15 protein-coding genes are annotated in these 13524 nt (G+C 69.6%); 8 read left to right on the top strand and 7 right to left on the bottom strand.

Translation table 11 applies throughout. The features are described from left to right. The first annotated feature begins 10 nt into the window (after positions 1 to 10). From K7W41_RS09375 to K7W41_RS09390, 4 genes are all read left to right on the top strand, one after another. Positions 11 to 763, top strand: coding sequence for a metallophosphoesterase family protein (locus tag K7W41_RS09375; RefSeq protein ID WP_224607264.1), 753 nt, complete (start codon positions 11 to 13; stop codon positions 761 to 763). After that, a complete protein-coding gene (locus K7W41_RS09380; protein ID WP_224607266.1) occupies positions 760 to 1725 on the top strand; it encodes a DNA polymerase III subunit delta' in 966 nt (321 codons plus the stop codon). The genes K7W41_RS09375 and K7W41_RS09380 overlap by 4 nt, the downstream gene beginning before the upstream one ends. Positions 1726 to 1897: 172 nt before the next feature. Beyond that, positions 1898 to 2551: an MBL fold metallo-hydrolase gene (locus tag K7W41_RS09385; protein ID WP_224607269.1), complete on the top strand. Its 654-nt coding sequence runs from the start codon at positions 1898 to 1900 to the stop codon at positions 2549 to 2551. A 201-nt stretch (positions 2552 to 2752) separates the two neighbouring features. Next, positions 2753 to 3424 carry a DUF2270 domain-containing protein gene (locus K7W41_RS09390; RefSeq protein WP_224607272.1) on the top strand — a complete coding sequence of 224 codons (672 nt, stop codon included), beginning with the start codon at positions 2753 to 2755 and terminating at the stop codon, positions 3422 to 3424. A gap of 169 nt (positions 3425 to 3593) precedes the next feature. Here K7W41_RS09390 and K7W41_RS09395 read toward each other — a convergent pair whose 3' ends face one another. The 4 genes from K7W41_RS09395 to K7W41_RS09410 all read right to left on the bottom strand — a co-directional run bounded on the left by K7W41_RS09395 (position 3594) and on the right by K7W41_RS09410 (position 6546). Further along, entirely contained in the window at positions 3594 to 4298 is a 705-nt protein-coding gene (locus tag K7W41_RS09395) for a CDP-alcohol phosphatidyltransferase family protein (protein ID WP_224607275.1), read from the bottom strand. Positions 4299 to 4384: 86 nt separating this feature from the next. Further along, positions 4385 to 4747 (bottom strand): hypothetical protein, encoded by a 363-nt coding sequence (locus tag K7W41_RS09400; protein WP_224607278.1) that lies wholly within the window; start codon positions 4745 to 4747, stop codon positions 4385 to 4387. Next, positions 4744 to 5637, bottom strand: a complete 894-nt coding sequence (locus K7W41_RS09405) for a hypothetical protein (RefSeq protein ID WP_224607280.1) — start codon at positions 5635 to 5637, stop codon at positions 4744 to 4746. Before K7W41_RS09405 ends, K7W41_RS09400 begins: the two co-directional genes overlap by 4 nt. Positions 5638 to 5838: 201 nt before the next feature. Then, positions 5839 to 6546: a YqhA family protein gene (locus K7W41_RS09410; protein ID WP_380056529.1), complete on the bottom strand. Its 708-nt coding sequence runs from the start codon at positions 6544 to 6546 to the stop codon at positions 5839 to 5841. A 110-nt stretch (positions 6547 to 6656) separates the two neighbouring features. Between K7W41_RS09410 and K7W41_RS09415 the strand changes: the two genes are divergently transcribed. Together K7W41_RS09415 and K7W41_RS09420 are read left to right on the top strand one after the other, a co-directional pair. After that, positions 6657 to 7436 (top strand): APH(3') family aminoglycoside O-phosphotransferase, encoded by a 780-nt coding sequence (locus K7W41_RS09415; protein ID WP_224607284.1) that lies wholly within the window; start codon positions 6657 to 6659, stop codon positions 7434 to 7436. Between the two features lie 13 nt (positions 7437 to 7449). Continuing rightward, the gene (locus K7W41_RS09420; protein ID WP_224607285.1) at positions 7450 to 7680 is read left to right on the top strand and encodes a hypothetical protein; all 231 of its coding nucleotides are present in this window, start codon (positions 7450 to 7452) and stop codon (positions 7678 to 7680) included. Between the two features lie 47 nt (positions 7681 to 7727). Here K7W41_RS09420 and K7W41_RS09425 read toward each other — a convergent pair whose 3' ends face one another. Further along, positions 7728 to 8105: a helix-turn-helix domain-containing protein gene (locus K7W41_RS09425; RefSeq protein ID WP_224607286.1), complete on the bottom strand. Its 378-nt coding sequence runs from the start codon at positions 8103 to 8105 to the stop codon at positions 7728 to 7730. Between the two features lie 144 nt (positions 8106 to 8249). Between K7W41_RS09425 and K7W41_RS09430 the strand changes: the two genes are divergently transcribed. Next, positions 8250 to 10472: an MMPL family transporter gene (locus K7W41_RS09430; protein WP_224607288.1), complete on the top strand. Its 2223-nt coding sequence runs from the start codon at positions 8250 to 8252 to the stop codon at positions 10470 to 10472. A gap of 95 nt (positions 10473 to 10567) precedes the next feature. Here K7W41_RS09430 and K7W41_RS09435 read toward each other — a convergent pair whose 3' ends face one another. Then, on the bottom strand, positions 10568 to 11176 hold the full coding sequence (locus K7W41_RS09435) for a DedA family protein (RefSeq protein ID WP_224607290.1): 609 nt from the start codon (positions 11174 to 11176) through the stop codon (positions 10568 to 10570). Positions 11177 to 11262: 86 nt separating this feature from the next. Here K7W41_RS09435 and K7W41_RS09440 point away from each other — a divergent pair, with 86 nt between their 5' ends. Next, positions 11263 to 11919, top strand: coding sequence for an HAD-IA family hydrolase (locus K7W41_RS09440; RefSeq protein WP_224607293.1), 657 nt, complete (start codon positions 11263 to 11265; stop codon positions 11917 to 11919). 62 nt (positions 11920 to 11981) lie between these two features. On the opposite strand, the gene K7W41_RS09445 is transcribed toward K7W41_RS09440, so the two are convergent. Then, complete coding sequence (locus K7W41_RS09445; protein WP_224607296.1) at positions 11982 to 13166, bottom strand: sugar ABC transporter substrate-binding protein; 1185 nt, start codon at positions 13164 to 13166, stop codon at positions 11982 to 11984. Between the last annotated feature and the right edge of the window lie 358 nt (positions 13167 to 13524).

The raw sequence follows: 13524 nt of genomic DNA on the forward strand, positions 1-13524 counted from the left end.
TCATGGGCGTGTGCGGCTGCTGCTGCTGTCTGACATTCACGCCAACCACACCGCGCTGCAGGCGGTGATGGCCGACGCGGCCACGCGCCGCTACGATCAGGTGATCAGCCTGGGGGACGCCGTGGGGTACGGTCCCCATCCCCGCGAAGTGCTGGACGTGCTGCGCGACCTTGACGCCGTGTGCATTCTGGGCAACCACGACGACATGCTGCTGCAATACGCCGATGGCCGCCGCGAGGCCAAGGACAGCGTGGTCTCCATGGCCCTGCGCTGGCAGCTTGAGCGCCTTTCTGAACGCGACATCGCCTGGGTGCGGCTGTGGCGCGACGGCATTGACGACCCCGATGTGGGCGCCCGCTACCGCCACGGCACGCCCAGCAGCCTGGACGACTACACCGATTCGGTGCCCGCCGCCCGCGAGGCCTTTGCTCAGTGGCAGGGGCGGCTGGCCTTTGTGGGCCACACCCACAACCCCGCCGTGTACGCCACCCTGAATTCCCCAGTGGGCGACTGGATCAAGGTGCAGCACTTTCAGGACGGGGGCAGCTACATGGTGCCGCCCTCCACGCGCGTGATCCTGAACCCCGGCAGCGTGGGCCAGCCGCGCGACGGCAACCCCCAGGCCAGCTACGCGGTCTACGATTCCTCGCGGGCGCACTTTGAGGTGTTCCGCGTGACCTACGACGTGGAGCGCGCCCAGGAAGCCGCGCTGGAGGCCGGCCTGCCCCAGGTGCTCGCCGCGCGCCTCGCCATTGGCAAATGAGCCCGGATGCCCTGGGGCACGGGGCCCTGCGCGCCCCCCTGCCAGAACCGCACGCCGCGCTGCTGGAACAGACCGGCACCTTTGCGGGCAACGCCCTGCTGCTGACTGGCCCAGCGCGGGTGGGCAAGCGCGCTCTGGCGCAGGCGGTGGCCGCGCAGCACAACTGCCAGGGGGTGCGGGGCGTGTACGGCGAGGCCTGCGGGGCCTGTCCCTCCTGCCGGGCGCTGGCGGCGGGCGCGCACCCGGACCTGCTGCTGATCGAGCCGCGCGCCACAACCACCACGGGCAAGGCCGCGCGGCGCAAGCTGATTCCCATTGGCGCGATTCTGGAGGCCCGCGACAAGGGCCGCGAGTACGACACCCACGTCTTTGAGTTTCTGGAGGTGCGCCCCACCTTCACCCGGCGCGTGGTGATTGTGGACGGCGCCGAGCACCTGGGCCAGGAGGCCGCCAACGCCCTGCTGAAGCTGGTGGAAGAGCCGCCCCACCGCGCCCTGTTCGTGTTTCTGGCCGAGGATCTGCGCGCGGTGCTGCCCACCATCGTCAGCCGCAGCGCCCGCCTGAATGTGGCGCCGCTGCCCGACGCCCTGCTGGAACGCGCCCTGGTGCTGGGCGGGAGCGCCCCCGATCCCACCCTGGTGGCCTTTGCGGCGGGCCGCGCCGGGGTGCTGGCCGACCCGGCGCCCGTGCAGGCCGCCCTGGAAGACGCCCGCACCCTCTCGCAGGGCCTGGAGCGCGGCCTGCTGAGCGCCCTGGAAGCCGCCGAGGGCCTGGAAAAACGCTGGGGGCCCTGGCACCCCGAAGCCCTGCGCTTTTCCTGGCGCGCCGCGCCCCCCCACGAGCGCGCCCGCGCCGACGCCGCCCTGAGCGCCCTGCAAGACGCCCTGGAAGCCTACGCCAGCCCCAGCCTGAGCTTTCAGGTGTTTGCCCTGGCCCTGCGGGATGCGTTCGGTTACAACTGAGACGGGTTGAAAAGGACTTGTTTCTCTCGTGACCGCTCTCCGTGTTGCCCTCTCCCCTGGTGGGAGAGGGAGGGAGGAGCGGAGCGACGGAAGGGTGAGGGGACCACCGGGTGGCTCGGACGGGTGTGGCGTCAATGTAGTTCCGCATGAACCAGCACGTACACTGCCGCACATGACCCGCTTGTCCGCCCCCTTCACCCACGGCGCCGCGCGCGTGTGGACGCTGCCCACCGGCCCCCTGCAGGAAAACGCGGTGCTGGTGGCGGGCCCACAGCACGAAGGCTTTCTGATTGACCCCGGCGATGATGCGGGGCGGCTGCAGGTCCTGGTGGAAGCCAGCGGCGTCACCGTGCGCGCCATTCTCCTCACCCACGCGCACTTTGACCACATTGGCGCGGTGCAGCCCCTCCGGGAGGCCCTGGGCGTGCCGGTCTACCTCCACCCGGCCGACCTGCCCCTGTACCGCCTGGGGGCCGCCAGCGCCGCCCGCTGGAACCTGCCCTTCACCCAGCCTGCCGACCCTGACCACGAGATCGCCCCGGACCAGACCTTTCAGGCGGGCGACCTGACGCTGCGCACCCGCTTCCTGCCCGGCCACGCCCCGGGGCATGTGGTCTTCGTGGGCGAGGGGTTCGTGGTGGCGGGCGACACGCTGTTTCAGGGCGGCATTGGCCGCACCGACCTGCCCGGCGGCCACGGCCCGCAACTGCTGCAGGGCATTCACGAGCAGCTGCTCACCCTGCCCGACGACACGGCGGTCTATCCCGGCCACGGTCCCCGCACCACCATCGGCGCCGAGCGGCGCACGAATCCGTTTCTGAGGTAAGGCGGCGGGCCTTCAGGACCGGGTCACCGGGCACGGCGCGGGCTGTTCCAGGTCTGCGGCGCTCCCCAAGGCCACGAGAACCTAGGCCGGCATGTCGTGGGGGGGCTCTCCCGCGCTGCCCTAGGCGGCTAAAGGCCAGCTCAAGCCCCAGCGCGGCCCAGCGGCGCGCTACCCTGTCGCCATGCGCCGGGGGCAAGGCTGATGCCAGGAACGGGGGCGGGGCCAGGGGCGGTGGTCGGCGGCCTGACCGATGTCAGCTACACCACCAACGCCGCCAACGCCCTGATCCACCTGTACCGCGCCGAGGTGGGCAAGATGACCGCCTACCGCCAGCGGCTGGACATGACCACCAACTGGTCGGTGGTGACCACGGCGGGCCTCGCGTCCTTCGCGCTGGGCGACGTGAACAACAGCCACGCCACCTTTCTGTTCGCCATGTTCATGAACTACTTTTTTCTGCGCCTGGAGGCCCGGCGCTTCCGCACCTTCGAGATCGCGCACCACCGCGTGCGCATCATGGAGCGCTTTTTTTACCCCGCCATGCTGGGCGACCGCGTGGACCCGGGCTGGCACCAGCTGCTGCTGGCCGAACTGGGCAAGCCCCGCAGCCCCATGACCCGCGCCGACGCCCTGGGCTGGCGCCTGAGCCGCAACTACCTGTGGATTTACGCCGCCGTGCTGCTGGCGTGGCTGGCGAAGCTGGACCTGGGGCAGCCCAAGGGCTGGGTGATGACCTTCCCCGAGGCCTTGTCGCTGGCCGATATCGGCAACTTTCCGGGGTGGGCGGTGTTTCTGGGCGTGGGCCTGTTCTACCTGCACCTGATTTTCCTGGCCGCCCGCGCCGCGCGCACCTATCCGCTGGAAGAGGGCTAGCGCGGTTGACGAAACAACCCCCTCACCCGTGTCTGCGGCGCAGCTCTTCGAGTCCCGCGAGGGGCGAGGGTCGAGACCCAACCTCATCTCCATGTCAACGGCGCTAAGTCTCTTGCGGGTGATGTTCAGATCAACCAGGCGGATTGTAATGGGGTGAGGGGTGAGTTCCTTACGCCCGGCCCCGCCGCACCCGGGCCTCGCGCCACAGCTGCGTGCCCAGCAGGGCCGCCGCCTGCAGGCCCAAGCTGCGGTGATACCACCCGGGCCGCCCCGCCAGCAAGCACAGCCCCAGGCCCAGCAGTTGCGTGGACAGCCCCAGGTTGGCGCTAAGGCTCAGGGCGGCCCTGGGGGTGTAGGCGCGGCGGTCAGCGGTGGTGGGCAGGCGGCCCGCCGCGCGGCGCAGCCGGGCCTCGAACAGGGCGCCCAGCACCCGCTCCTGCGGCGTGAAGTAGGCGGCGTACACCGCTTCCAGGGCGCGCAGCACCAGCGGATGATCGCCACCCTGGGCCGGCGAGGCCCGGAAGGTCTGCCCCCGGGCCTCGCGGTACTCGCGCTCCCACAGGTAATCCACGCTCAGAATCAGGCTTTGCAGCAGCGTCAATGCCCAGCCCGCCCGGCCGGCCAGGGCCACGTTCAGGGCGGCGTTCACCACAAGGTCCATCTCGGTGTCCAGATAGCGGCCGGTCGCGGTGGTCTGCCCGGTGGCGCGCGCCAGCTGGCCGTCCAGGTTGTCCAGCAGGGTTTTCAGCTGCAGCAGCAGCGCCGGGGTCAGGCGGTCGCCGCGCCGGATCAGGCCCGCTGCGCACAGGCCCAGCGCGGTGTGCACCAGCACCACATGGGCCGGGTTCACGCCGCGCCGGGCCAGCAGCGGCACGAACTGCTGCGCGGCCGGGCGAAACAGCGCCTCGCAGGCCCATTCCCGCGCGGGCCGGGCCTTGAAGGTGTGGGCGGGGTCCTGGTTTACCGGCGGCCCCCGCGCGGGGCGCTTTTGCGCACGCCGGCATAGCGGTTGCGCTCCTTGCGGCGCTGGGCCCGGGTAGTGCGCCCGGCGGCGCTGCGGGCGTCCACCTGGGCCTGCAGGCGCCGAGGCACAAAGGTGTCCACGTTCAGAAAGCGCGACAGGGGCAGGTACAGCGCCAGCACGAACAGCAGACTGCCCCACCAGGTGTTCAGGTAGGGCCGCAGCGGCGTGAATTGCAGCAGGCTGCTCAGCAGCGTGGCCAGCACCGCAAACAGCATCACGCGCACCAGCAGTTTCAGCAGCTTGGGCGTGGTGAAGCCGGGGTGGGGGTCCGGCGTGGTCAGCCAGCGCCAGGGATTCATGGGGTGGCCTCTGGGCCTGCCGGGCGCGCGCTGGCCCCCAGCGTCAGGCGCTCGCGGAAGGCGGTCAGTTCGGGGAAGCTGGCGCCTTCGGGGTCGTCCACGGTCACGGTCAGGGTGGGCTTGTGCTGCGCCGCCGCCAGCCGGGCCGCCGCCGCGTGCGCCGCGCCGTCGCGGGCCGGCACCGCAAACACAAAGCCGCGCACCGCGCCCTTGCCGCCCAGCAGCGAGGTGGCCCCGAACAGTTCCAGGTCCCCTGGGGCCGCGCGCTCGCCCGCCGGCAGGCGCTCGGCGCGCTTGAGCACCTCAGGCAGGGCCAGTTCGTGGCTGTACACCGCGTGCAGTTCGGCCGCGTCCAGCGCCGCGCGCAGCGGCGAGAGCAGGTGCGCCTCGCCCAGCAGGGCGCGCGGGCCAATCACGGCCGCCGTGACCCGGCTGGCGCGGCTGAGGGCCGGGGGGGCCACGCGCGGATCGCTGGCCAGCGGCTTGACCTTTTCCAGCGCCCGGCGCACCTGCCCGGCGTTCTGGGCCACGCGCATGCCCACCTCGGCGGCGGCGCCTTCCAGGGTCTCGGGCTGGTCCGGGACCGCCAGCAGCGTGGGCAGGCCGCTGATGCGCCGCGACAGCAGCTCCGGCAGCGCCTCGCTCCAGATGTCACCGCTGACCCCGGCCCACTGCGGCAGCAGGGCCAGGTCCACCTTCGGCAGCGCCAGGATGCGCCCCAGCGCCAGCTGCACCGTCACCGGCTCGCCGGGCAGGCTCTCGCGCCCCAGGGCCAGGGCGCGGGCGTCGTCCAGGGCGGGCGTGACGGGCTGGGCGCCCAGTTCTTTCAGATACGCCGCCCAGTACCCGGGAAGCCGCGCGGCGCGAGATTCAAGCAGACCAACCCTCATTCTGCCCAGTGTACGCGCAAGGGGTTGTGGGGTGTGGGTTGTCGGGTGTGGGAAGGGCGGAGGGGCCGGGGAAGGCTTCAGGCGTTCATGGTGCCAGCAGGCCTTTAGCCTTTTCAGGGCTCAAACCGTGCCGCCACTGCCCCGATCTTTCCCCTGTTCCTGCTTTTCCTACACCCCACATCCCACGCCCCACAACCTCCCTTACCCACTGCCCTCCTCCGCATCCGCCTTGCCTTCCAGCTTGGCCTGGGTGGCGGCTTCGGCCAGTTCCACGTCGCGGTCGTCAATGTGGCGCTGCTCGGTGTGGAATTCGAACAGTTCCTGGCGGGCGCGCAGCTTGGACTGCGGCTGTTCCAGGTCGCCGCCGCTGCCCCGGTGCACCCGCTGAAAGAACACCAGCGCGCCCCCGGCCAGTGCCAGGGCGCCCGCGAAATACAGCGTGTCCAGCGGCTTTTCCCAGCGCACGAAGTGTTCCAGAAAGGTGACGCCCAGAATCACGATGATCACCGACACGACCTTCTGTTCCAGGTCGGCCAGACTCTCGACCCCCAGCGCCGAGGTGAGGTTCAGCGGCGTGATGAACAGCGAATACAGCCCCACGCCAATCAGGTAGAACACCACGGCCTTGAGCATGGTGCTCACGATTTCCAGAAACTCCACGGTCAGTTCGCCCTTCTGGCTGGAAATGCCCTGATTCAGCGTGTCGCGCCAGGATTCCCAGATGGTCTGCAGCGCCAGCAGCGTGCCCTGCAAAAAGAGGCTGAACGACACCAGCAGCACGGCGATGACCGCAATCAGCACCACGAAGCGGGTGCGGCCAATGATCTCGCTGAACCACTCGCGTTTGGACGGCTCGGCGGGGGGCGGGGCGGCCGGGCCCGGGGCAGAGGAACGGGTCACGCCGCCCATGATGCGGTGGGGGCGCCGCCGCGCGGGTGGGGCCCGCCTTTACGCTTGCCTGACCCTCGCCGCCCGCTGGTCCTCCCTCCGTGGCCGCGCGGCGCCCTATGCTGGGCCGCGTGAACACCGAGCCCCGCCTGACCCTGCCGGACGCCCTGCGGCGCGTGTTGCCAGCCGCGCGCTGGGAGAGGCTGGGTGGCGGCCAGAGTGGCGCGCAGGTGTGGCGCTCCACCCGCCATGTGGTCAAGGTGCAGCCCCGGGGGCACGGGGCCCCCAGCCTGCAACAGGAGCGCGAACGCCTGCGCTGGTTCGCTGGGCGGCTGCCGGTGCCCGCCGTGCTGGGCTTTGAGGTGACCCCGGAAGCCGAGTACCTCGCCATGACGCGCCTGAGCGGCATCCCCATGAGCCACCCCGACGCCCTGCTGCACCCGGAGCGGGTGGTGGGGCTGCTGGCGCGCGCCCTGCGCGAACTGCACGCCCTGCCGGTGCGCGACTGCCCGTTTACCGCCACGTTGGCCGTCACCCTGCCCCTGGCCCGCGAGCGCGTGCAGGCCGGGCTGGTGGATGAAGCCGACTTTGACGAAGAGCGCCAGGGCCGGGGCGCCGTGAGCGTGTTCAACGAGCTGGCCCGCACCCGCCCCGCCCACGAGGATCTGGTGGTCACCCACGGCGACGCCACCCTGGACAACCTGATCGTCAGCGGGGAATACGTGGAGGGCCTGATTGACCTGGGCCGCGCCGGCATTGCCGACCGCCACGCCGACCTGGCCCTGGCCTGGCGCAGCGTGCGCGCGGACCTGGGCCCGGTGTACGCCGGCATGTTCCTCGACCTGTATGGCCGCGCCCTGGTGGACGAGGGCAAACTGGCCTATTACGCGCTGCTGGACGAATTGTTTTAGGTCAGGAGGCCCCATGCCCGGTCGAAGGAACCCCCCCGCTTCCCTTTGGATCATCCTGCTGTTCCTGAGCGTGCTCTGCGGTCTGGGCACGCTGTATGGCCTGGGCAGGATCTGGGGAGCCGCGATGGGCTCCGGCGAGGATATGGGGCGGTGGTTCGTTGTGGTGCCCGGCCTGCTTCTTCTCGGGGGGCTGCTGCTGACGGGCAGCATCGTCAGTCAGAAGGCGTCTGCCAAGGAGAAGTAGAGAGGGGCAGAAGCGCGGCTCTGCCCCCTCCTATCTTCCTCTGTGCCCTACGCCTTGACCCACTCGCGCAGATAGTTGGCCACCAGTTCACTGACATTCACGCCCTCGCGCGCCGCTTTGTCCAGTTGCGCGGCCTTTTCCTCGCGGGTGATGGGCAGCCACAGCGCCACGTATTCCTGCCCGCCTTCCTGCTTGAATTCGCCGCCCAGCTCGTCGCGCTGCACAAAACCCATTCCTTGCATGTCGTCCCCTTCGGTGCCGGCCCGCATCAGCCAGTCCACCACGCGCGCTTTCAGAAAGCGCCATTCCCGCCCGACCTTGCGTCCGGGCACCTCGCCGGCGCGCACCAGCGCGTAGGCGGTCGTTTCGCTCACCTTCAGGAAGGCGGCGAGTTCTTCGAGCGTGAGCACCTCGTCTGTGGTCATGCTGTGATTCTGCCACCTCCTCTCAGGTGAGGTTATCTTGCGGCAAATTGCACCACTTGTCAACAGATAGCGCAAGTTGGTGGCAGTTGCTTCTGTAAGCCTGGGTGAAGTCGGGGGGGCGGGGGGCCGTGGTCTACTCCGGGCATGGTGACCCTGGGGCGTCTGGTGGCTCGTCATCCGTGGTTGACCCTGCTGGCGTGGGTGCTGGCGGCGCTGCTGAGCCTGCCTTTTGCGGCGCGCGCGCCTGCCGCCCTGAACGCCGACCCGGCGGGCGGCCTCACCCACGCCGAAGCCACGCGCGTCACCGCGCTGCTGCGCGACCGCTTTGGCGAGCGCGACACGAACACGGCGGTGTTGGTCACCCGCAGCCGGCCGCCCCTAACCACAGCGCAGGGCCGCGCGGCCTACGAGCGGTTTGTCGAGGGGCTCCGGGGGGTGGAGGGGGTCAGCCGCGTGGTGCCCGCCCAGGCGGGGGGCCCGCTGCCCACCCAGGACGCCGCCGGCACCCTGGCCCTGACGCTGGCGCAGATTCCGCTGGAAGACGGCGCCAGCGAAACCCTGGCGCGCGTGCGGGCCTACGCGGCGGGCGTGGACAGCGCGGCGCTGGACGTGCGGGTGACGGGCGGGCAGGCCATTGCCGACGACTTCACCTTCTTTGCCGAGCAGGACACCAAGCGCAGCGAACTGACGGCCCTGCCGCTGATCGCTGCGCTGCTGCTGCTGGTCTTTGGCGCGCTGGTCGCCACGGCGCTGCCGCTGGCGGTGGGCATGCTGAGCATCAGCGTGGCGATGGCCACCCTGTACGGCCTGACCCATGTGATGCAGGTGAGCACTTTCGCCCAGAGCGTGATCACCATGCTGGGGCTGGGCGCGGGCATTGACTACGCCCTGCTGATGGTCAACCGCTTCCGCGAGGAACTGCGCCGCGACCCGGACCCCCGCCGCGCCGCCGCGCGCACCGTGCAGACCGCCGGGCGCAGCGTGGCCTTTAGCGGCCTGACGGTGGCGATTGCCATGGCGGGGCTGATTCTGCCGCCCATCGCGTTTGTGCGCTCGATTGGGATTGGCGGGGTGCTGGCGGTGCTGCTGACCGTGCTGGCCAGCCTGACCGTGCTGCCCGCCCTGCTGGCGCTGCTGGGCGAACGGGTGAACAGTCCGCGCATCCTCAAATTTACCTGGGCCCAGAGCGGCGCGGCCTCGGCGGCCTGGACCGCCTTTGCGCGCCGGGTCACCGCCCGGCCCTGGGCGGCGGTGCTGGGGTCCTCGGCGCTGCTGCTGCTGCTGGCCGCCCCCGCCCTGACCATGCGCACCGGCTACGCGGGCGCCTGGGGCCTGAGCCCGGGGGTCGAAAGCCGCGACGCCCTGAAGGACGTGGAAGCCCTGGGGGCCGGCGGCCTGCTCAGCCAGTTCGAGGTGGTGCTGGACCTGCAGGGCCAGCGCTACGGCCCCGAAGACCGCGCGAGGTTTCAGGCGCTGGTAGAGCAGTTGCGCGCCCTGCCCGGCGTGAAGGGCGTCCTGAGCCCCTTCCTGACCCCAGCCGATCTGGCCAGCGCAGGCGGCAACGACGCCGAGGGCCTCGCTGCCCTCAGCGTCCTCACGCGGCGCTCGTTCAGCGGGGACCGCACGCTGCTGCGCGTGACCGTGGTGCCAGAGCGCAACCTGCCCGCCGCCGAGATTCCGGCGTTCGAGCGGCAGCTGCGCCAGACCCTGCAGGCCAGCGGGTACGCCTTCCTGCTGGGCGGGGCCCCCATTGGCGGCGAGGAATTCAGCCGCGCGATCACCGGGGCGCTGCCGGCCGTGATTGCCGCCGTCTTTGCGGGCACCTTCCTGCTGCTGATGGTGGCCTTTCGCAGCCTGCTCATTCCCCTCAAAAGCATTCTGATGAACGCCCTGACCGTGGCCGCCGCCGCCGGGGTGGTGACCCTGGTGGTGCAGCACGGGTTCCTGGCCGGTCCCCTGGGCATTCCCGCCGATGTGGGCGTGCTGGACGCCAGCCTGCCGGTGCTGCTGTTTGCCGTGATGTTCGGCCTGAGCATGGACTACGAGATTTTCCTGCTCTCCCGGGTGCAGGAAGAACATCTGCGCGGCGCCAGCAACGACGAGGCCGTGGTGCTGGCCGTGGGCCACACTGCCCGGATTATTACCAGCGCGGCGATCATCATGTTTATCGTCTTTGCGGCGTTCGTGTTCGGGCGTGTGGTCGCCAGCAAGAGCATTGGCCTGGGGCTGGCGGTGGCGGTGGCGCTGGACGCCACCCTGGTGCGCCTGGTGCTGGTGCCGGCGTTCCTCAAGCTGGCGGGGCGCTGGAACTGGTGGCTGCCCGGGTGGCTGGAGCGGGTGTTGCCCCGGATTCGGCTGGAGCATTAGGGGTGTGGGGCGTGGGTTGTGGGGTGTAGGAAAAACAGCAAGGCGCGTGGGGTGCGGGCCGCTTTGCCCACACCCCACAGCCAACCCCCCACACCCTATCCCTGCGCCTGGGCCTTTTTGCGCCGCACGAACCACACGATGGCGGCCACCACCACCACGGCCAGGATGACCTTGCTGGCGGGGCCCACGTACTGTTCCACGCGGTCGTAGTTTTCGCCCAGCAGGTAGCCGGCGCCCGCCAGGATGGACGCCCACACCGCCGAGCCGATGGAGCTGTAAATCAGGAACTTGGCCATGGGCATTTCGCTCATGCCGGCGGGCAGGCTCAGCAGGCTGCGGATGCCCGGCACGAGGCGCCCGAACAGCACCGCCTTGGTGCCGTGCTTGTCGAACCAGTCGTCGGCCTTGCGGATGTCCTTGCCGCTCAGGGTGAGCCACTTGCCGTATTGGTCGGCCCACTTCACCAGTTTTTCCTCGCCAAAGGCCCGGCCCAGGTAGTACAGCGGCAGGGTGCCCAGCACGCTGCCCACCGTGCCCACCAGAATCACCAGGGGCAGGCTCAGGTCCCCGCGCGACGCCGCGAAGCCGGCTGAGGGCATGATCAGCTCGCTGGGAATGGGCGGAAAGATGTTTTCCAGGATCATCAGCAGCAGGATGCCCAGGTAGCCCATGCTGTCCATCAGGTTTTGCACCCAGTCGGCCATATCCCCGAGGGTAGCGGCTTTGGCTCGGCCTTCACGTCCGCCGAAAGTGAAGTCCGCTTTACGCACCCGCCCCCTACACTGCCCCCATGAACGCCCTGCGCGCCGTGATCTTCGACTTCGACGGCACCATCTTCGACACCGAAACCCCCGAATTCCAGCACTGGCAGGCCCTGTACCGCCGCCACGGGCGCGAACTGCACCTGCAGGACTGGCAGCGCGGCATTGGCACCTGGGACGCCTTTGACCCCTGGGCCGGGTTGCCGGGGCATGTCCAGGCCCAGCGCGAGACGGTGCACGAAGAGCTGCGTGAAGCGGTGCATGCCGCCCTGGAAGACGCCGACGTGCGCCCCGGCGTGCGCGCCGTGCTGGACGAGGTGCGCGCCCGGGGGCTGGCGCTGGGGCTGGCCACCAGCAGCGACTACGCCTGGGTGACGCGCTGGCTCTCGCAACACGGCCTGCTGAACCACTTCAGTGCCTTGGCCACCCGCGACGACGTGCGCCGGGTCAAGCCGGACCCCGAACTGTACCTGCTGGCCGCGCAGAGGCTGGGCCTGGACCCTGCCGCCTGCCTCGCCGTGGAAGACAGCCTGAACGGGGCCACCGCCGCCGTGGCGGCCGGCATGGGCGTGGTGGTGGTGCCCAACGAGGTCACCCGTACCCAGCCCTTTCCCCCGGCGTGGCCCCAGTTGCACGGTTACGACGGCGGCCTGGACGCGCTGCTGCAGGCGGCGGGACGGGGCTGAAACGGGTGCGGCCCTTGGAACTGTTCCCAGGGGCCGCCTTCCGCACGACTTGTTACTTGCGCTTACTTGATGTTCTTCTTCATGGTCTGCACGGCTTTTTCCAGCAGGGCGGCGGCGTTGGCGCCGGGCTTTTTCACGCCCTCGGTGATCGCCTCGGTCCAGGGGGTCCAGACCTGCCCCATCTCGGGGACGTTGGGCATGGGGGTGCCACTGGTGATCACGCGCCCGAAGCCGTTCACAATCGGGTTGGCCGCGAGGTTGCGCCGCACGTTCACGTTCACCGGAATGCGCCCGCCCGCCTGGTTAAAGGACAGCTGCGCCACGCCCGTCACCATGCCACGGGCAAATTCGGCCGCCGCCGCCTTGTTGGGGCTATAGGCGTTCATCACGATGCCCTGCACGCCCACGAAGGGGCTCCAGGGGTTCGGCGCGCCGGGAGGGGTGGGCAGCGCCGTGATGCCGTAGTTGATGCCCGCCTTCTTGATGTCGCCCATGTCCCAGGGTCCGGTGACGATCATGGCGGCGTCGCCCTTCAGGAAGGCGGCCTTGGCCTTGTCGCCGGTCATGCCTTCGGGCACCAGCTTGTACTTGAAGCGCAGGTCGTTCAGCAGGTTCAGGGCGCGGGCCGCCCCAGCGTTGGCCAGGCCGATGTCTTTGACATCCAGCGTGCCGCTGTTGTTCTTGAACACGTAGCCGCCATAGGCGCTGATCAGGCCGTACTGCATGTAGGCGTTGCTCAGGTCGGTCACGAAGCCGTATTTGCCGCCGCCCGTGTTCTTCTGGGCCACGCGGATGAAGTCGTTCCAGCTGGTGGGCGCGGTGGGCACCAGTTTCTTGTTGTACACCAGCGCCACCGACTCCGCGAACATGGGCAGGCCGTACAGCTTGCCCCGGTAGGTCAGGGCGGTGAGGGTGGTGCGGTCAAACTCGCCCCGGCGCGCCACGTAGGCGTCCATGGGTTCCAGCACGCCCGCCGTGACCAGCTGCCCAAAGCGGTCCTGGGGCAGCGTGACGATCAGGTCCGGGCCCTTGCCCTTCTTCGCGGTGGCGATCAGCTGGTCGGCCAGCTTGTCCAGCGGCACGTTCACGATCTTGACCTGGTTGCCGCTGAGGCGGGTGTAGCTGGCCGTCTGGGCCTTGAGCCACGCGACTTCAGCGGTGTCGGTGAAGTGGCTCCAGACGGTCAGGGTGGTGGCCGAAGCGGGGGTGGACAGGGCCAGCAGGCACAGGGTCAGCAGTCGGTTCATGGGGCTCCTCGTTCCCCTGGTGGACACGGCGCGCCCCTCCAGGCATCTGGCCTGGAAAAAGGGATCAGCCACGCGGCTGGCAGCGGTTCCACCGGGGTTCCGGGATCCATCTTCCCCCCTGAATTCTTACGAAATTGTCAACGCGATGTCAGCCAATGGGCTTTCATCTGGCAGGCCAGCGTGCCAGCAGGCTTTCTCATGTCTGAGAAATACTCTCCCTCCTTTGCAAATGGCGCTTTGCTGTCAGAAGGCGAGGGCAGAAGTCAGTCCGACCCCTGCCCCCGTCATGCTGGTTTTAGAGCATTCGTCAGAATAAGAGCATGAAGATCGTAGGGAGTCGGGGGTATGGGCTCGAGCT

Origin of the sequence: Deinococcus multiflagellatus, from assembly GCF_020166415.1 — a bacterium.
Taxonomy (GTDB): Bacteria; Deinococcota; Deinococci; order Deinococcales; family Deinococcaceae; genus Deinococcus; species Deinococcus multiflagellatus.